The organism is Methylorubrum aminovorans (assembly GCF_022179725.1).
GTDB classification, from domain to species: domain Bacteria; phylum Pseudomonadota; class Alphaproteobacteria; order Rhizobiales; family Beijerinckiaceae; genus Methylobacterium; species Methylobacterium aminovorans.
Window position 1 is genome coordinate 259,074 of the sequence record NZ_BPRC01000003.1, and the last position, 19,691, is coordinate 278,764.

Sequence of the window (19,691 nt, forward strand, 5' to 3'; positions counted from 1 at the left end):
GGAGTCCCGCATGTCCGAAGGATATCGGCGGATACGGCAGGATCGATGCCGTGCCACTGCACCGTGCCGTCGAGGGATGCAGTGCTGCCTATGAACGAAGCAGCGGCTGCATGGCCTCAATCGACGGTAGCGCCGCGGTCCACGACGCGGACCACGCTACGCCCGGAGCCGCGCTTTTCCACGCGGATCTGCACGGCGATGCGCTCCATCATCCCCGCGACATGGGTGATGACGCCGACCTTGCGGCCGCGGCCCTGCAGCATCTCCAGCGCGTCCACCGCGAGATCCAGGGTTTCGGCGTCGAGCGAGCCGAACCCTTCGTCGATGAACAGCGTGTCGACGAAGGATTGCCGCCCCTCCAACCCCGAGAGGGCGAGCGCGAGAGCCAGCGAGACGAGGAACCGCTCGCCGCCGGACAGGCTGCGTGTCGCCCGGCGCTCGTCGCCCATGTCGCGATCCACGACGTGGAGGGCGAGGTCGGCGCCCGCGCTCCGGGCGAGGCGGTAGCGGGGGCTGAGCGCCCTGAGCTGATCGTTTGCGAGGTGGACGAGGTGATCGAGCGTCACCCCTTGCGCGAAGCGGCGGAAGCGGTCGCCGCCGGCCGAGCCGATCGCCTCCTCGACCCGGTGCCAAGTGGCGAATTCGGCCTTCGCTGCTTCGATCGCGCGGGCGAGGTCGGCCGCCTTGGCGCGCGCAGCCTCGTCGCGGAGCAGTTCCGCGTCCAGGGCACCGAGGCGCTGCTGGGCCTGCGCCGTCGCCTCGGCGAGCCGTGCCGCCTCGGCCTGCGCGGCGGCGACGTCGATCTCGACTTCGGTGCTCACGGTCGCGACATCGGCGCGGCGTGTGGCAAGCGCCGTCAACGCCTCGGCCTCGTCGCGGGCGAGCCGGTCGAGGTGCCCGCGCAAGGCCTCGCGCGGTTCAACCGGGACGGCGAGCAGGGCCGCCACCGTCTCGCGGCCCCGCTCGCCGCAGGCCTGCACGAAGGCGGCCTCGGCCGCGTCGTGGCGGGCAGCGGCCCGCTCCAGGGCGGCGGCCGTCGCAGAGGCCTCGGTGAGGACGCCCGTGAGCGCGCGGGCGGCCTCGGCGCCAGCGGCCTGCGCCAGTTGAAGCGCGTCGCGTGCCGCGCGGCGCTCGTTGTTGAGCCGCGTGCGGTGCGGGCCGGTCGCCTCCCCTCCGAGCAGGCCGGCGCGGGCTGTGCGCGTCTCGGCGAGGCGGGCTTGCCGCTCCGTCGCCTCGGCGCGGGCTTCGGCGGCGGCGCGCGTCTCGGTGTCGCTCAAAGAAGCGGCGGCTGCCCGTTCCGGCGCCAGGGCAGCGAGTTGTGCTTCGTAACTGGCCTGCTGCGTCCGTAGGGCCGCGTAAGCCTGCCCGAGGGCGAGGATCCGGTCGGCGCCGGCCTCTGCCGCGCGGTCGAGATCAGGCAGGCCGAGATCGGCGGCACTGAGGGCCGGAGCGATTTCCCCCGCAAGGTCCGTCATCCGCTGAAGGAAGGCGGCGTGACCGTTCTCCGCCCGTTCGGCCGCAAGGCCCGCCGCGCCGCGGCGGCGCGTGAGCGCATCGAGGGAGCGGGCTTGCGCCTCGATCCGCGCCTCGACCGCGTCACGATCCCGGATCAGGCCGTCGATCTCGCTGCGCAGAGACCGCGCCGCGGCGAGCGTCCGCTGGGTGGCGTCGCGCTCGGCCCGCGCGGCGGCGCCGGCGGCGGCAAGGCCGGACAGATCCGGTTCCTGCGGTAGAGGTACGGCAAGCCCGGACGCTTCGAGCGCGGCGGCGAGATCGGGCAGGCCCGCGCGGTAGCGGGCGGCGGTCGAGGCAGCCGCCTCGGCGGCCGCGGCACCGCGCTCTTGCGCATCGTCATGCCGGCCTTCGGCCGCGGCGGCATCGCCCCTAGCCCGGTCGTGGGCCGCCTGATGGGCGGTGATTTCGGCGTCGAGTGCTGCGCGGCGGGCGCGCATCTCCTCGGCGAGACGCCCGAGCGCATCATCGGATCCATGGGCATGCGGATGGTCGCGACCGCCGCAGACGGGGCAGGGCGCACCCGCGACCAGAAGGCTGCGTAGCCGCGCCGCCTCGCGCGACGCGCTTTCCTGGGCGAGTTCGGCGAGCGGCGCGATCTCCGAGCGGCGGATGCCGGCTTCGTGCAGCACGCGCTCCTCCGCCGCGAAACGGGCGGCGGCCTCGGCGAAGGCCGCGCCGGCTTCGGCCTCCGCTTCCGCCGCCGCCGCCCGGTCGGCCAGCGCCGTGCCGTGTCGCTGCGCCAGGGCGTAGGCGTCGCGAAGCGCATCGAGCAGACCTTCGAGAGCGGTGGCGCGGGTCTGCGCGGCAGGCTCGGCGAGCGCGTCGAACGCTGCCTCCCGCTCGGCGCGGGCGGCGGTCAGCGCCTCGCGGCGGGCACGAAGCTCGGCGAGGCGAGTGGTGCCTTCGCTGGCCTCTGCGTCGCAGGCTGCGATCTCGGCTCGGCGTGCGGCGGCCTCCTGCGCCGCCGTCTCCGCTTGCCCGCGCAGCCGCGCCCGTTCGCGGATGCGGCGGGCGAACTCCTCGCCGCGCTCGGCCAGGAGGGCGTGAGCGCGGTCGGCGTCGAGGCGGCGGGCCGCGGTGTCGCGCGCCTCCCGTGTCTCTGCGAGACGCTGGTCGAGCGCGGCAAGTCTGGCGAGCGCCGCTTCGGCGGCCTCGGCGGCCCGGACTGCCTTATGCCCGGCGCCTTCGGATTCGAGCTCCGCGTGAGCGATGGCGGCGTCGAGTTCCGCTGCCCGGTCCCAGAGCGGGCCGAAACGCTTGAACACGACTTCCGCGGCCTCGTCCGCCGCGCCGGCCTCCACCCGCTTCGCCTCGGCGGCTTCTGCGGCCATGCGCGCCGCCGCGACACGGATCGCCACCGCTTCGGCCTCAGCCTGCGCCGCCTTCCGCTCGCGGGCGGCCTCGCCGAGGGCTTCCGCGCACCCGCGCAGCGGCTCGACCGCGTCGAGTTCGGCCCAACGCGCTCGCTCCGGTTCCGCCGCTTCCGATGCCGCGCGGGCCGCCGCAACGCGCTGCTCGGCCTGCACCAGCGCGAGCCGGGCGGCCTCGATCCGGCGCGCGGTCTCGAGGATGCGACTCACCGCCTCCTGCTCGGCATGCCACGCCGCCACCTCGGCGAGGCGCTCCGCGCGCTCCGACCGGCGCGCCTGCAACCCGGCTTCGTCGAGCAGGCCGATCTCGCCCTGCCGCAGTTCCAAGGCTTCGACCGCGCGGCGATGCTCCTCGTAGCCGAGATGCACCCGCTTCGAGATCTCCGAATAGATCGCGGTGCCGGTGATCTTCTCCAGAAGCTCGGCCCGTTCGCCCTCGGCCGCGAGGAGGAAAGCGTCGAATTCGCCCTGGGCCAGTAGCACCGTGCGGCGGAACTGGTCGAAGGTCAGGTCGGTGAGCGCGACGACCTTGTCGAGCACCTGCGTCTTGCCCGCCGCCACCGCGCTGCCGTCATCGAGCCGGTGCAGGCGCCGCCGCTCCGCCTGGAGCTTGCCCGTCGCCCGGTTGCGGGCGCGATAGGCCTCCCAGCCGACGCGGTAGGCCACGCCGTCCTGGCCGATGAAATCAACCTCGGCGTAGCCGGACCCGGCACCCCGGCGCAGTATCGCCCGCCCGTCGCTGGCGCTCAGCGCCTCGCCGCCGGGATCGGGCACGTCTTCGCGGCGGCTGACCGCGACGCGGGGATAGCGGCCGTAGAGGGCGAGGCAGAGTGCGTCGAGGATCGTGGACTTGCCCGCGCCGGTCTCTCCGGTGATGGCGAACAGGCCGGTGGCGCCGAGCGGCTCGGCAGCGAGATCGACCGCGAAGGGCGCGGCGAGGCTTGCGAGGTTCTCGCCGCGGATCGCGAGGATGCGCATGGCTTGAAGCTCAGGCCTCCGCTCGCGCGCGGTGGAACACGTCGAGATGAGCGGGCTCGGGCTCTTCGTCCCATTTCGCGCGGTAGGCGAGGCGGAACAGCTCCTCCGGGTCGCGCTCCGACAGGCGCGGCGGCGGGGCTTCCGGTTCCACGATCTCGATCGCGGCCCGCGGCGGCACGCTCACCCGCACATCGACCACGCGCACGGGGAAACTCTCGGCGATGCGGTCCACCTCGGCCCGATAGCCCGGAAGCAGACCCTCGCGGGCGAGCCGAACCTGGATGTAGGGCCGTGCCTCCAGCGGCAGGTCTGGGGCGAGCGCGAGGGCCGCGAGATGGTCGCCGAGATCGGCCAGCGGCATGTCGCCGGAAGCGGGCAGGCGCAGGAAGGGGACGGGGCGCGGGATCTCGATATGCTCGATCTCCGCCGCGCCGGTGCCGAGCGTCACCAGGGTGACGCCGTGGCGGTAGGGCTGCTCGGCGGCCGAGAGTGGGATCAGCGAGCCGCAATAGCGCACTTGCCCGCCGCCCAGCCCCTGGGCGCGATGAAGGTGGCCCAGAGCCACGTAGCGCGCCTCCTCGGGAAACACGTCGGCCGGTACCGCGTGCTCGCCGCCAACGAGAATGCGCCGCTCGGCGCCTTCCGATTCGAGGCCGCCCGCGACGTGGAGATGGCCGGTGACGAGGAGCGGCAGGCCAGCGAGCCGCGGCCGGGCCGCCTCGAAGAGCTGGCCGTAGAGGTCGCGCACCGCCCGCACGATCGGCGAGGTCTCGCCGATGCGCCGCTCGGCTCCCAGCGACGAGAGCGGCGGCAGGCAGGCGGCGGTGGGATAGGAGACGGCGAGCACTTGCGCCGCCACCTCGCCGCCGGCCGAGCGGACCGGCACGAGATGGCGTTCGAGATCGATCGCGCCGTCGCGACGCCGGACATTGCCGACGACGTGGACGCCGATGGCCTCCAGCAGTGGGCGCGGCGCTTCGAGGCGTCCGGCGGCATCGTGGTTGCCGGCGGTGATGACGATGGTCATCGCCGGCCGCGCCGCGTGCAGGCGCGCCATCAGCGCGTAGAAGCGCGCCTGGGACTCACCGGACGGGTTCTGGCTGTCGAACACGTCGCCCGCCACCACGAGAGCATCGACCTCGCGCTCGACCACGATGGTCTCGAGACGGGCGAACACGGCCTCGTGCTCGCTCTCGCGGGAGAAGCCGCGCAGGGTCTGGCCGATATGCCAATCGCCCGTATGGAGAACGCGGATCACTGAGGACGCCACTCACCGAGACCGGGGCCGCGACCGTCGCCGCCTCGAGGCGGCTTGTAGCGGGTTGCGTCGCCGGCTTCGAGTGTATCCCGGCGGCAGGCCGGGATCTCCTGTGGCTTGCGGCCCCTGGCCTCAATGGCAGACGGTGACCGTCTTCACGATCCAGCCTTCCTCGGCCTGCCACAGCTTGCGACGTACCCTGCCGCAATTGGCGGGTTCGGCCGCGGTCCACGCCGTCTGCGGTGCCGAGGGCGGCAGCTTCGCGTCCGGCTGCGCCACCTTCGGCTTGACCATTGTTTTGGCCGGGCGAGGGGGAGCCGCCTTGCGGGCAGCCATGGCTTCGCTGGGGAGAACCAGGCCGAGGCAGAGCAATCCGAGCGAGAGGCGGAGGAGCGAGGCGCGCAAGGGAGGAGGTCCGTGGTCGGGGCCGAACGGCTACGCTTGATCTAGGGATGGGTCCCGCCAAAGCAATCGCCGTCCGCCACGATTCGCCTCGCAATCCGCACATTTTTTGCGAAATCGTTAAAGCCGCCTGCGGCGCGCATGGCGGCTCCGCGTGTAACCTTTCGGACACAATGTTCGCACAGTTCGCGGTGCAGGAGCCATGACGGTCGCGACCGGCCCTGACGCCCGTGCGCTTCCTTGCTAGGGAACAAGCGGGGCAGTTCAGCCGGCCCGGACGATCGTGACCGTTCTTCCGTATTCCGGAGACGTTTTCGGCCCGGCCCATTCGATCGAGCGATCCATGTCACTTCAGAACCGCCGTACGCTTCTTTTCGGAGCCGCGACGAGCCTCGGGCTCGCCATCCTGCCGGCGCACGTCCTCGCCCAGACCTTCGATGGGTTCGACGATGACCGCCTCTACCAGGACAGCAACGGCAATCTCTTCCGTCGCCGCGGCGGTCAGTACGTCCCCTATAACGGCCGCGTCAGCAACGGGCGCCCGGTGCCCGACGCGCAGACGGATCTCGACGCGGAAGGCTATGCCCGCCGCCGGGCCGAGCGCTACGGCGAGCCGCCCCCCGCCGCCGAGGCCCCGAACCAGACGCCGCGCCAGCAGCAGGCCGGCTATCCGGTGCCGCCGCAGGAGCCCGATAACGGCCCGATCGACTACGCGAAGGCCTACGCGGCCATCGCCAATGAGCCGTTCCCGGTCCAGGCGATCGCCTACAAGAAGTTCAACCCGATCTACCTGCGGCAGGAAGTCGATTTCCGCACCAACGAGCCGCCGGGCACGATCGTGGTCGATCCGAAGGCGCGCTTCCTCTACCTCGTCTTGCCGAACGGCCGGGCGCGCCGTTACGGCGTCGGTGTGGGCAAGCAGGGCTTCTCGTGGTCGGGAACTGCGACCGTCAATTCGAAGCAGGCTTGGCCGGACTGGTATCCGCCCAAGGAGATGATTGCCCGCCGGCCCGATCTCGCCCGTGAGGTCGACAAGCTGCAGAGCGGCCTCGGCGTCCCCGGCGGCAGCCGCAACCCGCTCGGCGCGCGGGCCATGTATCTCTGGCAGAACAACAAGGACACGCTGTTCCGCATCCACGGCACGCTGGAGCCGCATTCCATCGGCCAGAGCGTGTCCTCGGGCTGCATCCGCATGATCAATCAGGACGCCATCGACCTGTTCAACCGCGTCGAGGTCGGCGCCAAGGTGGTGGTGCTCGGCTGATCCCGCGATAGTTTCCTGGAGACCCGAGCGCGTCGCCTGTTCGCGGCGCCGCCGGATCTCGAGGAGACACCATGGTCGATCTGATCCCGCGCGAGCACCTGTTCGGCAACCCGACGCGCTACGGCCATCAGATCAGCCCGGACGGGCGCCGCCTCGGCTGGGTGGCGCCCCACGAGGGTGTGCTCAATATCTGGTCTGCGCCGATCGACGACCTCGACGCGGCCACGCCCGTCACCAATGATCGGCGACGCGGCATCGACGCCTACGCCTTCGCCTATGACGGGCGGCACCTGCTCTACGTGCAGGACGCGGACGGCGACGAGAATCACCACCTCTACGCCGTCGATCTCACCACAGGCGAGCGGCGCGAACTGACGCCGATTCCCGGCATTGCCGCAGCAATCGTCGGCCTCAGCCGCATCGTGCGCGACCGGGTGCTGGTGGCGATCAACGACCGCGACCCGCGCTTCCACGACTTGCACAGCATCGATCTCGCCACCGGCGAGCGAAGCTTGGTCGCCGAGAATCCCGGTTTCGCCGGCTTCCTGATCGATGAGCGCTACGCGGTGCGCTTCGCCTTCCGCAACCTTCCAGATGGTTCGAGCCAGTTGCTTGCCCCGGACGGCGCCAACTGGAAGCCGTGGCTCACCTTCCCACCCGAGGATGCTCGTGTTTCCGGCGCGGAGAACCTCGACGCCGCCGGTACGGCTCTGTTCTGCCGCGACAGCCGCGGCCGCAACACCGCTGCGCTAACCCGGATCGATCTCGCCACCGGCGAGACACGCGTGCTGGCGGCGCACGAAGAGGCGGATATCGGCGCCGTGCTGCAGGATGCCGAGACGCACGAGCCCGTGGCCTACGCGGTCACGCATGCCCGCAAATCCTGGCACGTGCTCGATCCGCGCTTCACCGACGATTTCGCCTTCCTCGAAACCCAAGGGCTCGGCGACTGGTATCCGGCAAGCCGCACCGAGGACGATTCGCTCTGGATCGTCGTCGCGCGAGCCGACACCCGCGTCAGCGAGGCGGCGATCTACGACCGGCGGGCGAAGACGCTGCGCTCACTTGGCAGCGCCCGGCCGGAACTGGAGGGGGCGCCGCTCGCCGCCATGAGCCCGGCGATCATCCGCTCCCGCGACGGGCTCGATCTCGTCTCCTACCTCACCCGTCCGCTTGGCGCCGAGGGCCCAGGCCCGCTGGTGCTTCTCGTCCATGGCGGTCCGTGGGCGCGCGACAGCTTCGGCTTCGACGGCATTCATCAGTGGCTGGCCAACCGCGGCTATTCCGCGCTCAGCGTCAACTTCCGTTCCTCGACCGGCTTCGGAAAGGCGTTCCTCAACGCGGGCGACCGCGAATGGGGCCGGCGGATGGACGACGACCTCAGCGACGCCGTCGCCTGGGCGTTGGGAGAGGGCGTGGCCGACCCGGCCCGCGTCGCGATCATGGGCGGCAGCTACGGCGGATACGCCACGCTGATGGCGCTGACCCGCAACCCGGAATCCTACGCCTGCGGGATCGACCTCGTCGGCCCGGCCAACCTCGAAACCCTCGTGCGAACCATCCCGCCCTACTGGGAGGCGATGCGGGCGCAACTCCACCGCGCCATCGGCGATCCGGACACCGAGGAGGGCATGGCGCTGATCCGCGAGCGCTCGCCGGTCTACTTCGCCGACCGGATCAAGGCGCCGCTGCTGATCGTGCAGGGGGCGAACGATCCGCGGGTCAAGCAGGCTGAGTCCGATCAGATGGTCGCCGCGATGGAGCGAGGCGGCATCCCGGTGACCTACCTGCTGTTTCCCGACGAAGGCCACGGACTCGTGCGCCCGGCGAACCGCCTGGCTTTCTTCGCCCGCGCCGAAGATTTTCTCGCACGCCATCTCGGCGGGCGTTGCGAATCGATCCGCGAGGCGGAGTCGGCCGGAACGTCGATGCAGGTGGTGCGGGAGGGATGATTTGCTGCGGCGCTCGAAGCGGCGAGCGTTGCGCTCTGGATTGCTTCGGCTTCGCCTCGCAATGACGCGACAATAGTCTTCCAGGTCACTGCGAGCGGAGCGAAGCAATCCAGCCGCGCTCCGCTTCCTGATAGAAAACGACCGTGCCGATCGCTTCCGCAGGCACGGCCTTTATCTCGTCGTGGATACCGCGTTACGCGTCGAGCGGCTGATCCTCGTCCTCGTCGTCGATGTCGACCAGGAAGACGATGTCGGCCTCCTCCTCGTCTTCCGAGCCGTCGCCCTCGGCAGCGTGCTGCGCGTCGGGCTCGAACTCGCCTTCGCCGTCATCGGCCGCAAGCGCGTCCTCGAACTCCTCGATCTCGTCCTCGGTGGACTTGCGCACGGTGAGCGCCGACGTGCCGTTCCAGATCGGACGGCCGGCGGTGGTCATCGAGCGGATGTCCTCCTTGAAGCCGTCGCAAGTGAACAGGTCGCGGGCGGTCGCCTCGTCGCCGTTGATGACCGCGATCGCCGTGCCGTCGATCTCAAGCGTGAACATCGGGAACGTCCTCGAAGGAGGGAAAAGAGCCGCAGGCCGACGGTCGGCGCTGCGCGAAGAACCCGGGCCGGCCGGGTCCGGCGGCGCTTGTAGGACGTCGGGACGGGATTCGTCGATGGGTCTTACGAGATTACGCCCCGCTGCCGCGAGCGATGGCCCGTTTCACGACAGCCTGCACCTCGCGGTTGGACAGGAACAGGTCGTGATTGAAGAGGCCGCCGCCGTAATCGGAGGCATCGGCCACGCGCACGCCGAGCGCTTCCAGGCGTTCCCGGTCGGCCGCCCCCGCGCGGACGACACCGCCGGCGATGGCGCCCGACAATTCGAGCGCTCGGTCGTTGGTGGCCGAGATCACGGTGATGCGCTTGGCGTCCGGCCCCAGGCGTTCCACGCCGTTGGCGAAGAGGTCGATGTCGATGTCGGGGGCGGCAAGCACCACCGCGCCGATGCGGGCGACCGCCGCCTCGCCGGCCTCGACCCGCAGCATGCGCAAGGTCTCCAGCGTGAGGAGCGTCCCCATCGAGTGGGCGACGATGTGGATGCGCCCACCGCTCGGCGTCGTCGCGACCGTCTTCAGCAGATCCTCGAACGCGTCGCGGGACCACAGCGCGCTCTCGCGGTCGTAGCCGTAATCGAAGGTCGCCGCCGCCGAGGGCCATGTGAACAGGGCCGAGGCGCCGTTGAAGCGGATCCCGTCGGACAGGCGCGCGGCGCTGATCGCGGCGGATTCGAAGCTCTCGCGATAGCCGTGGACGTAGATCAGCACGTCGCGGCCGAACGCGGATTGCGCGAAGGCGGCGGCCGCTCCGGGTCCCGTCGTGACTTCGCCGACGGAGCGGACACCCCAATCCCCGCCCACCACCGCCGAGACCTTGCCGATCAGCGAGCGGTCCGGCGCCGACATGCGCGCCTCGGCAAAGCTGAGGCCCCGTCCGCGCTCGGAGCCGAAGAACGGAGCCTTCGGCGGGCTGCCGGAGGCCGGACGGCGGGTGGTGGCGACGAGGAGCACCGGGCTCACGTCGAGTGCGGACTGCGTCTCGCCGACAGTGCCGGTGGCGAGCCCGTCCATGACGCAGGCCGACAGGGCAGGGGAGAAGCCAGCCACGCCGGCCAGGCCCAGCAGGCGCAGGAGGGAGCGGCGTGTCGCGTCGGAGGGCTGCATGACCGGTCTTAGGTCCCCGAAAAATCCCGTTCCGGTAGCAGGCCGGTGCGGGGACTCTTCCTTCGCGCACGATCTTGACCGTGGCGGGGCACGATTGGGATTTTGGGCACTCGACGCCCGCCGGCCGCCCCGGCATGAAGGAACCATGAGCGCGACCCTTCCCGATATGGACACAATCCGCGAGCGGCTCCTGGCCGGTGACCGGGCGGCGCTCGCCCGCGCCATCACGCTGGCCGAGTCCCGCCGGGCCGATCACCGGGCGGCGGCGCGCGACCTCATCGACGCGGTGCTGCCGCAGACCGGCCGCGCGATCCGTGTCGGCATCACCGGCGTGCCGGGCGTCGGCAAATCGACCACGATCGACGCCCTCGGCGCGCTGCTGACGGGCGCCGGGCACAAGGTGGCGGTGCTGGCGGTCGATCCCTCTTCGACCCGCACCGGCGGCTCGATCCTCGGCGACAAGACGCGGATGGCCCGGCTCGCCATCGACCGCAACGCCTTCATCCGGCCCTCGCCCTCCTCGGGCACGCTGGGCGGCGTCGCCGCCAAGACCCGCGAAACCATGCTGCTGTGCGAGGCGGCGGGCTTCGACGTCATCCTCGTCGAGACCGTCGGCGTCGGCCAATCCGAGACGGCGGTGGCCGACCTCACCGACTTCTTCCTCGTGCTGATGCTGCCGGGCGCTGGTGACGAGTTGCAGGGCATCAAGAAGGGGATCCTCGAACTCGCGGACATGATCGCGGTCAACAAGGCCGACGACGGCGAGGGCGAGCGCCGGGCCAATGCCGCGGCCTCCGAGTACCGCGCCGCGCTCCACATCCTGACGCCGCCCTCGGCCACTTGGACGCCGCCGGTGGTCACGATCTCCGGCCTTCACGGCAAGGGGCTCGACGGCCTGTGGTCCCGGATCGAGGATCACCGCGCCAAGCTCACTGCGACCGGCGAGATCGCCAAGAAGCGGCGCGAGCAGGACGTGAAATGGATGTGGGCCCTCGTGCATGAACGCCTGCACCAGCGCCTCGTCGGCAGCGCCGAGGTGCGCCAGGCCACTGCCGAGGCCGAGCGGGCGGTGGCGGGTGGCGAGCACTCGCCCGCTGCCGGTGCCGACGCGATCGCGGCGCTGATCGGGTTGTGAGCCGCCTGCTCATCACCGGCTTCGGCCCGTTCCCGACCGTGCCCAATAACCCGAGCGCCCGCCTCGCGCGGCGACTGGCGGCCTCGCCGCATCTGCGCCGCATCCTCGGGACGACGCCGGACTGCCTCGTGCTCGATACCCGCTACGGCGCCCTCGAGACGCAACTCGCCCCCGCTCTGGCGAGGAGGCCGAAGGGGATCCTGATGCTCGGTGTTGCCGCCCGTCGCTCTCGCGTCTGCGTCGAGACGCGGGCCGTCAACCGGGTCAGCAGGCTGTTTCCGGATGCAAGCGGTTCGGTGGGGCGGACGCTCGCTTTCGATCCAGACGGTCCGGCGCAGAGGCGGAGCCCTGCGGCGGCGCAGGTGCAGGTGGCGCTGCGGCGGGTTGGGCTCGCAGCCGCGGTCTCACGCGATGCCGGGCGCTACCTCTGCAATGCTTCGTACTACCGGGGGCTGGAGCAGGGCTGCCCGGCGGTCTTCCTGCACATTCCGATGCCGCCTCGCACGCGGCGGCCGAAAGCCGGGGGAGGGCGCCGCCGGCCCGCGCTCGACCGTTGGGCCGCGGCGTTCGCCGAGGCCGCGCGGGTGCTCGCCCTGCGGGGCAGGGCGCGCCCGTCAGCACTGGATCAGGCCCATTCGCGCTGGGCGAGCTTCGCCTCGTAGGCGTCGATCGCCGGAGCCTTCTGGTCCAGCGTCAGGCCGATCTCGTCGAGGCCGTTGAGCAGGTTGTGCTTGCGGCCCTCGTCGATGTCGAAATGCAGGGTGCCGCCGTCGGGACCCTTGATGGTCTGCGCCGCGAGATCGATCGTCAGCGTCGCGTTGGAGCCCCGCTCGGCATCCTCGAACAGCTTCTCCAGATCCTCCGGCGGGACGACGATGGCCAGGATGCCGTTCTTGGCGCAGTTGTTGAAGAAGATGTCGGCGAAGCTCGTGGAGATCACGCAGCGGATGCCGAAATCGGCCAGCGCCCAGGGCGCGTGCTCGCGCGACGAGCCGCAGCCGAAATTGTCGCCGACCACAAGAATCTTGGCGTTGCGGTAGGCCGGCTGGTTGAGGACGAAATCGGGATTTTCCGAGCCGTCGTCGTTGTAACGCATCTCGGAGAACAGCCCCTGGCCGAGCCCGGTGCGCTTGATCGTCTTGAGATACTGCTTGGGGATGATGCGGTCGGTGTCGATGTTGATGATCCGCATGGGCGCGGCGACGCCCTCCAGGGTCGTGAACTTTTCCATCGTGCTTCTCGAAATCGTCGTCGGGTGCCGGGTACAGATCTCCCGGCCTCGGTCCGCCGGTATCTAGCAGTCGAATCGCCGGGCCGGTAGACGGTCACTTTACGGCCGGCACCGGACTTGCCTTATGATAGGAACGGTCGAGGGGAGCACGCGGACGATGGCCGACACGTCAGACACCTTCAAGAAGGCACCCAAGCGCAAACCCTCCAAGGGCAAGAGCGTGTCCGTCTCGCCCGAGATGCGCCAGGCCTATGCCGACCTGATCAAGGAGCGCGAGGATAAGGAGCAGGCCTACGGCCGCCACCTGCGCAAGGACGAGCCGCGCCGGTGACGGCGCGATTCCTCACACCGCCCTGAGCGCCGGCCCGCGCCGGACGAAGCCGACGATGTCCTTGACCGCATCGAGGGTCGGAGCGGCGATCGCCTCCGCCCGACCGGCGCCGTCGGCGAGCACGGAATCGATATAGGCCGGGTCGGCCACCAGCCGCTTCATCTCGGCACCGATCGGCGCCAGCGTCTCGACGGCGAGATCGACCAGCGCCGGCTTGAAGCTGGAGAATTGCGCGCCGCCGAAATCCTTCAGCACCTCGTCGCGGGTGATGCCGCGAAGCGCGGCGAAGATGCCGACGAGGTTGTCGGCCTCCGGACGTCCGGCAAGGCCCGCGGTCTCCGAGGGGAGGGGCTCCGGATCGGTCTTGGCCTTGCGCACCTTCTGCGCGATGGCATCGGCATCGTCGGTGAGGGCGATGCGCGAATACTCGGACGGGTCCGATTTCGACATCTTCTTGGTGCCGTCGCGGAGCGACATCACCCGCGCCGCCGGTCCGCCGATCAGCGGCTCGGTCTGCGGGAAGAACTGCTCGCCGTGCCCGTGCGCCAGGATCGACTGCGCGAAGTCGTTGTTGAACTTCTGGGCGATGTCGCGGGTCAGTTCGAGGTGCTGCTTCTGGTCCTCGCCCACGGGCACGTGGGTCGCCCGGTAGGCCAGGATGTCGGCGGCCATCAGAACGGGATAGTCGTAGAGACCGATCGAGGCGTTCTCCCGGTCCTTGCCCGCCTTGTCCTTGAACTGCGTCATGCGGTTGAGCCAGCCGAGGCGCGCGACGCAGTTGAAGATCCAGGCGAGTTCCGCGTGCTGCGGCACCTGGGACTGGTTGAAGACGATGGAGCGCTTCGGGTCGATGCCGGCGGCGAGGAAGGCGGCCGTGACTTCGCGGATCTGGCCTTTAAGCGCCTGCGGATCCTGCCACATCGTGATCGCGTGGAGATCGACCACGCAGTAGAGGCATTGCGCGTCGCGCTGCTGCATCTCGACGAAGCGCTTGATGGCGCCGAGATAGTTGCCGAGGTGCAGGTTGCCGGTCGGCTGGACGCCGGAAAACACGAGTTCGGTGAACGCGGCCATCGGCGCGGGTCCCTGGAAAGAAGGTCCGGGCCGAGGCGATCTCGCATCCCGCTTGAAGCGGCGGTTACTGGCACCGCCGACGGCGGCGGGTCAAGCAGGATGAACCGCACCGTCCCACCGTGTCCGAACCCGAATTCCCAGCATCAGGGCCGCGCGGCGAGGGTGAGAGACATCCGCATCGGGCTCGCGGTCCGAGCCTCATCCCATCTCGGGTCGAGGGGCTGCCTCATCCTGCTGGTCCTCGCAGGCCGTTCGCGCCGCGTAGGCGTTCATGATTGCCGATAGCAGACCGGGAAAGCGCGCTTCCACCTCGGCACAGCGCGAGTGGTTGCGCATCTCGATGCCGTGCCGCTCGCAACGGATCAAGCCGGCTTCGCGCAGAACCTTGAAGTGGCTGGAGAGCGACGATTTCGGGATGACCTGATCACCCACCGACGACACGGCCGAGCAAGCCTCGACACAGCCCGCCTTCGTGATCCGGGCGAAGATCGCCGCCCGGCGCGGATCGGACAGGGCGTGAAGGATCGCCTCCGGTCGGACGTCCTCAATCGCAGGATGAAACAGGGGCCTCATGATTCATCCATATGGGGGCTTGAACCCTGCTTCCATAGTTCCGAATTTCCGAACTATGGGACTGAGGCCTCCGTGTCGGAGCCGTCCCATGTCGAAGGGATAGCACAGATGTCGAAGCTTGAGGGCAAGGTCGCGGTAGTGACCGGCGCATCGAAGGGAATCGGTGCGGCGATCGCCAAGGCGCTGGCGAAGGACGGTGCGGCCGTCGTCGTCAACTACGCGTCGAGCAAGGCCGGTGCGGATGCCGTGGTCGCGGCCATCATCGAGGCCGGAGGCAGGGCCGTTGCGGTTCAGGCCGACGTTTCCAAGGCTGAGCAGGCAAAGGGCCTGATCGACGCCGCCGCGCAGCAATTCGGCCGGCTCGACGTGCTGGTGAACAATTCCGGCGTCTACGAATTCGCGGCGATCGAGGAGGTGACGGAGGAGCATTACCGCCGCCTGTTCGACATCAACGTGCTCGGCGCCCTGCTCGCGACGCGGGCGGCCGCGAGGCATCTCGGAGAGGGCGGCAGCATCATCAACATCTCGTCGGTGGTCACCGACGTGAACATGCCCACGAGCTCCGTCTATACAGGCACCAAGGCGGCGCTGAACGGCATCTCGGGCGTCCTCGCCAACGAACTCGCTCCGCGCAAGATACGGGTCAACACGGTCAGTCCCGGCTACGTCGTGACCGAGGGCACACACACGGCCGGCATCGCCGGCTCCGAGATGGAGGCCGGCCTCGTCGCTCAGACGCCGCTCGGCCGCGCCGGGCAGCCGGATGACATCGCCCGGGTCGTCGCCTTCCTCGCCTCCGACGACGCCCGTTGGGTGACCGGAGAGGTCATCAACGCCAGCGGCGGCGTCCGTTGAGGGGGCTCTCTCTTCGCCGCCTGCCACAGCACAACCGCCGCTGACACGGTGGACCGGACTGCACGCCCCTCTCTCCCCGTCCGCGAGGCGCAAGGAGAAGGGGGCGTACCTCTCACCCGCAGCGTTGCGAAAGCCTTCAGAAGACTTGAGCCGCGCCCTCGCTCCGCTTCGGCGCCCCCGGCACGCCGGCTTCCGTGTCCGCCCGGTCGGCGGCGCGCTTGTCGAGCGCCCGCTCCACGACCTTGGCGAGTCCGACCATGATCTTGTCGAGCTCGTAGTCCTTCGGCGTGTAGACCGCAGTGACTCCCATGTTCTTGAGCACCAGCTCGTCCTCGGTGGAGATGATACCGCCGACGACGACCGGGACGTGGTCGAGCCCGGCCTCGCGCAGCTTGGCTTTCACCTCGCGCACCAGTGGGACATGGCTGCCGGACAGCACGGAGAGGCCGATGACATGGGCGCCGCGCTCCTTCGCCTTGGCGACGATCTCGGTCGGCGTCTGGCGGATCCCGTCATAGGTCACGTCGAAGCCGACGTCGCGGGCGCGGAGCGCGATCTGCTCGGCGCCGTTGGAGTGGCCGTCGAGGCCCGGCTTGCCGACGACGAGCTTCGGCGTCTCGCCGAGGCGCTCGCCGAGATCGGCGATGAGCAGGCGCGCCTCCTCCGCCGCGCCCGAGGTGACGGTCTCCATCGTCACGCCGGTCGGCGCGCGGTACTCGCCGAAGACCTCGCGCAGGCGCTGTCCCCACTCGCCGGTGGTGACGCCGGCCTTCGCCGCAGCGATGGAGGGCGGCATGATGTTGGCGCCCGAGCGGGCGGCCTGCTCCAGCGCGTCGAGCGCCTGACCGACCGCGCGGTCGTCGCGCTTGGAGCGCCACTCGCGGATCCGCGACTCGGCTTCCATCTCCACCGTCTCGGAGACGGTGAAGATCGCGCCATCGCCGGCGGTGAGCGGCGAGGGCTCGCCCTGCTGCCATTTGTTGACGCCGACGACGATCTGCTCGCCCTTCTCGATCGCGGCGATGCGCTTGGCGTTCGATTCCACCAGCGCCCGCTTCAGCTCGCCCGCCTCGACCGCCGTGACCGCGCCGCCGAGTTCGGCGATCCGTTTCAGCTCGGCGCGGGTCTGCTCCTTCAGTGCCTCGACGCGGGATTCGATCACCGTCGAGCCGTCGAAGATGTCGTCGTATTCCAGCAGGTCGGTTTCAAAAGCGAGGATCTGCTGCATCCGCATCGACCATTGCTGGTCCCAGGGCCGCGGCAGGCCGAGCGCCTCGTTCCAGGCCGGCAGCTGCACCGCCCGGGCGCGGGCGCGCTTGGACAGCGTCACCGCCAGCATCTCGATGAGGATGCGGTGGACGTTGTTCTCGGGCTGCTGTTCCGTCAGCCCGAGAGAGTTGACCTGCACACCGTAGCGGAAAATCCGCTTCTTAGAGTCGGTGATTCCGTAGCGCTGTTGCGCGATCTCGTCCCACAACTCGGCGAACGCCCGCATCTTGCAGATCTCGGTGACGAACCGCATCCCGGCATTCACGAAGAACGAGATGCGGCTGAACACGTCCGAGAAGCTGGCCTCGTCGAAGTCTGGGTCGTCGCGCACGGTGTCGAGCACAGCGATGGCGATGGCGAGCGCGTAGGAGAGTTCCTGAACCGGCGTCGCCCCCGCCTCCTGCAGGTGGTAGGAGCAGACATTCATCGGGTTCCACTTCGGCACGTTCTTGGTCGTGAACAGGATCACGTCCTTGGTGAGCCGGAGCGAGGGCGCGGGCGGGAACACGTAGGTGCCGCGCGAGAGGTATTCCTTGATGATGTCGTTCTGCGTCGTGCCCTGGAGCGCAGCGATCGGTGCGCCCTGCTCCTCGGCCACCGCGAGATAGAGCGACAGCAGCCACGGCGCCGTGGCGTTGATCGTCATCGAGGTGTTCATCTGCGCCAGCGGGATCTGGTCGAACAGGGCCCGCATGTCGCCCAGATGCGCGATCGAGACGCCGACCTTGCCGACCTCGCCGCGGGCGAGCTCGTGGTCGGGGTCGTAGCCGGTCTGGGTCGGCAGATCGAAGGCGACCGAGAGGCCGGTCTGGCCCTTGGCGAGGTTGCCGCGATAGAGCTTGTTCGACTCCGCCGCCGTGGAGTGACCCGCATAGGTGCGGATGATCCACGGCTTGTCGCGCTTGACCTCGGCGACGCTCGCTTGCGCGCTCATCCCACTCGACTCCCTGATCCGATGCGATTGCGCGCATTGAGGCGCGGCTGTTGGCCGGCACCGTAGCGAAGCCGCCGCGGCTCGTCATCTCGGAGAAAGGTCGGGGGTGCCCGCCTCAAGCCCTGGAAAAACTTGATCCGGCAGTGAAGCGGATTTGTCTTCGCTCCGTCGGACCGGGCAAGACCGATCCGGCCCGGCTTCCGTCAAATCCACGCGACTTGTTTGACAGCAAAGCGACAGATGCATCGCTCCGTTGCAGATCCGAACGGCTCCAAGCTCGGCCTTGCGCGTTGTGCCGGCAACGCTCGCACGGCCGACCGCTGGTTGCGACGCTCGCCCGCAGAGGCATCGGCAAGGAGAAGCACGCGATGACAGACCAGAGCCCGCGCCTCACGACGGCGTTCGGAAACCCGGTTTCCGACAACCAGAACTCGCTCACCGCCGGCCCGCGTGGGCCGGTGCTGATGCAGGACTATCACCTCATCGAGAAGATGGCCCATTTCAACCGGGAGCGGATCCCGGAGCGGGTCGTCCACGCCAAGGGCTACGGCGCCTACGGTACGTTCCGCCTCACGAAGTCGCTTTCGGAGTTCACCCGCGCCAAGGTGCTGACCGAGGTCGGTCGGGAGGTGCCGATGGTCGCGCGTTTCTCCACCGTTGGCGGTGAATCCGGCTCGGCCGACACCGCCCGCGACCCGCGCGGCTTCGCCCTCAAGTTCTACACCGAGGAGGGCAACTGGGACCTCGTCGGCAACAACACGCCGATCTTCTTCGTGCGGGATGCGATCAAGTTCTCCGACTTCATCCGCACGCAGAAGCGCGACCCGCGCACGCACCTGAAGCCGCACTGGCGCCGCTGGGATTTCTGGAGCCTGTCGCCGGAGGCGATCCATCAGGTGATGTTCCTGTACTCGGATCGCGGCACGCCGAAATCGGCCCGCTTCATGAACGGCTACGGCTCGCACACCTTCTCGCTCTGGAACGACCGCGGCGAGCGTTACTGGGTGAAGTTCCACTTCCACACCAAGCAGGGCATCCAGAATTTTTCGGCCGACGAGGCCGACGAGGTTGCGGGCAAGGACCCGGACTACTCATCCGCCGACCTGTCCAATGCCATCGAGCAGGGCGACTTCCCGAAATGGAAGGTCTCGGTGCAGATCATGCCGGAACTGGAGGCCGACACCTACCGCATCAATCCGTTCGACCTCACCAAGGTCTGGCCGCACGGCGACTATCCGCTGATCGAGATCGGCGAGATGGAGTTGAACCGCAATCCCGACAATTACTTCGCTGAGATCGAGCAATCCGCTTTCGAGCCCTCGAACGTGGTGCCCGGCATCGGCTTCTCGCCGGACAAGATGCTGCAGAACCGGGTGCTCTCCTACGCCGACGCCCACCGCTACCGGCTCGGCGTGAACTACCAGCAGATCCCGGTGAACCAACCCAAGAACGCCTCCGTCCAGACCTACCACCGTGACGGCGCCATGCGCACCGACGGCAACCACGGCGCCCAGGTCGATTACGAGCCGAACTCCTTCGGCGGACCGAAGCAGGATCCGTCGTTCACCGAGCCGCCCCTGCGCATCCGCGGCGATGCCAGCCGCTACGGCTGGCCGGGCGACGACGAGGACCTCTATGGCCAGCCGCGTCTGTTCTGGACCAAGGTTCTCGACGAGGGCGGTCGCAAGCGGCTGGTCGAGAACATCGTCACCTCCATGGGTGACAGCCCGCGCAACATCCAGGATCGGATGATCGCGCACTGGTTCAAGGTGCACGAGGATTTCGGTCGCGGCGTCGCTCAGGGACTCGGGATCGACACCACGCGCGTTGCCGCCGAGTAGCGAACT

Annotated in this window: 16 protein-coding genes; 7 read left to right on the forward strand and 9 right to left on the reverse strand. The window is 69.4% G+C overall.

Going from position 1 to position 19,691, the window contains the following annotated elements; genetic code table 11:
* Window positions 1–116: 116 nt before the first annotated feature.
* From MFF24_RS07630 to MFF24_RS07640, 3 genes are all read right to left on the reverse strand, one after another.
* Window positions 117–3,863: an AAA family ATPase gene (locus MFF24_RS07630; RefSeq protein WP_238223670.1), complete on the reverse strand. Its 3,747-nt coding sequence runs from the start codon at window positions 3,861–3,863 to the stop codon at window positions 117–119.
* A 10-nt stretch (window positions 3,864–3,873) separates the two neighbouring features.
* On the reverse strand, window positions 3,874–5,121 hold the full coding sequence (locus tag MFF24_RS07635) for a metallophosphoesterase family protein (RefSeq protein ID WP_238223671.1): 1,248 nt from the start codon (window positions 5,119–5,121) through the stop codon (window positions 3,874–3,876).
* Window positions 5,122–5,253: 132 nt separating this feature from the next.
* Complete coding sequence (locus MFF24_RS07640) at window positions 5,254–5,526, reverse strand: hypothetical protein (protein ID WP_108938461.1); 273 nt, start codon at window positions 5,524–5,526, stop codon at window positions 5,254–5,256.
* A gap of 340 nt (window positions 5,527–5,866) precedes the next feature.
* Here MFF24_RS07640 and MFF24_RS07645 point away from each other — a divergent pair, with 340 nt between their 5' ends.
* On the forward strand, window positions 5,867–6,787 hold the full coding sequence (locus MFF24_RS07645; protein WP_166058232.1) for a L,D-transpeptidase: 921 nt from the start codon (window positions 5,867–5,869) through the stop codon (window positions 6,785–6,787).
* A 71-nt stretch (window positions 6,788–6,858) separates the two neighbouring features.
* Window positions 6,859–8,739, forward strand: a complete 1,881-nt coding sequence (locus MFF24_RS07650; RefSeq protein WP_238223672.1) for a S9 family peptidase — start codon at window positions 6,859–6,861, stop codon at window positions 8,737–8,739.
* Between the two features lie 193 nt (window positions 8,740–8,932).
* On the opposite strand, the gene MFF24_RS07655 is transcribed toward MFF24_RS07650, so the two are convergent.
* Together MFF24_RS07655 and MFF24_RS07660 are read right to left on the reverse strand one after the other, a co-directional pair.
* Complete coding sequence (locus MFF24_RS07655) at window positions 8,933–9,280, reverse strand: hypothetical protein (protein ID WP_238223673.1); 348 nt, start codon at window positions 9,278–9,280, stop codon at window positions 8,933–8,935.
* Window positions 9,281–9,410: 130 nt separating this feature from the next.
* Window positions 9,411–10,442, reverse strand: a complete 1,032-nt coding sequence (locus tag MFF24_RS07660) for an alpha/beta hydrolase (protein WP_238223674.1) — start codon at window positions 10,440–10,442, stop codon at window positions 9,411–9,413.
* Window positions 10,443–10,587: 145 nt separating this feature from the next.
* Here MFF24_RS07660 and meaB point away from each other — a divergent pair, with 145 nt between their 5' ends.
* A complete protein-coding gene (gene meaB / locus MFF24_RS07665) occupies window positions 10,588–11,577 on the forward strand; it encodes a methylmalonyl Co-A mutase-associated GTPase MeaB (protein ID WP_108938456.1) in 990 nt (329 codons plus the stop codon).
* On the forward strand, window positions 11,574–12,239 hold the full coding sequence (locus MFF24_RS07670) for a pyroglutamyl-peptidase I (RefSeq protein WP_238223675.1): 666 nt from the start codon (window positions 11,574–11,576) through the stop codon (window positions 12,237–12,239). Before meaB ends, MFF24_RS07670 begins: the two co-directional genes overlap by 4 nt.
* On the opposite strand, the gene leuD is transcribed toward MFF24_RS07670, so the two are convergent.
* Entirely contained in the window at window positions 12,203–12,808 is a 606-nt protein-coding gene (leuD, locus tag MFF24_RS07675; RefSeq protein WP_108938454.1) for a 3-isopropylmalate dehydratase small subunit, read from the reverse strand. The two genes, MFF24_RS07670 and leuD, sit on opposite strands and share 37 nt — an antisense overlap.
* Before the next feature lie 157 nt (window positions 12,809–12,965).
* Here leuD and MFF24_RS07680 point away from each other — a divergent pair, with 157 nt between their 5' ends.
* On the forward strand, window positions 12,966–13,139 hold the full coding sequence (locus MFF24_RS07680; protein ID WP_162940415.1) for a hypothetical protein: 174 nt from the start codon (window positions 12,966–12,968) through the stop codon (window positions 13,137–13,139).
* 12 nt (window positions 13,140–13,151) lie between these two features.
* Here MFF24_RS07680 and trpS read toward each other — a convergent pair whose 3' ends face one another.
* Together trpS and MFF24_RS07690 are read right to left on the reverse strand one after the other, a co-directional pair.
* Window positions 13,152–14,213, reverse strand: a complete 1,062-nt coding sequence (gene trpS, locus MFF24_RS07685; protein ID WP_166058226.1) for a tryptophan--tRNA ligase — start codon at window positions 14,211–14,213, stop codon at window positions 13,152–13,154.
* Between the two features lie 198 nt (window positions 14,214–14,411).
* On the reverse strand, window positions 14,412–14,786 hold the full coding sequence (locus MFF24_RS07690; RefSeq protein ID WP_238223678.1) for an ArsR/SmtB family transcription factor: 375 nt from the start codon (window positions 14,784–14,786) through the stop codon (window positions 14,412–14,414).
* A 108-nt stretch (window positions 14,787–14,894) separates the two neighbouring features.
* Here MFF24_RS07690 and MFF24_RS07695 point away from each other — a divergent pair, with 108 nt between their 5' ends.
* On the forward strand, window positions 14,895–15,641 hold the full coding sequence (locus tag MFF24_RS07695) for a glucose 1-dehydrogenase (RefSeq protein ID WP_238223680.1): 747 nt from the start codon (window positions 14,895–14,897) through the stop codon (window positions 15,639–15,641).
* Window positions 15,642–15,777: 136 nt separating this feature from the next.
* On the opposite strand, the gene MFF24_RS07700 is transcribed toward MFF24_RS07695, so the two are convergent.
* A complete protein-coding gene (locus MFF24_RS07700; protein WP_238223682.1) occupies window positions 15,778–17,844 on the reverse strand; it encodes an ethylmalonyl-CoA mutase in 2,067 nt (688 codons plus the stop codon).
* 368 nt (window positions 17,845–18,212) lie between these two features.
* Here MFF24_RS07700 and MFF24_RS07705 point away from each other — a divergent pair, with 368 nt between their 5' ends.
* The gene (locus tag MFF24_RS07705) at window positions 18,213–19,685 is read left to right on the forward strand and encodes a catalase (RefSeq protein WP_238223684.1); all 1,473 of its coding nucleotides are present in this window, start codon (window positions 18,213–18,215) and stop codon (window positions 19,683–19,685) included.
* The last annotated feature ends 6 nt before the right edge of the window (window positions 19,686–19,691 follow it).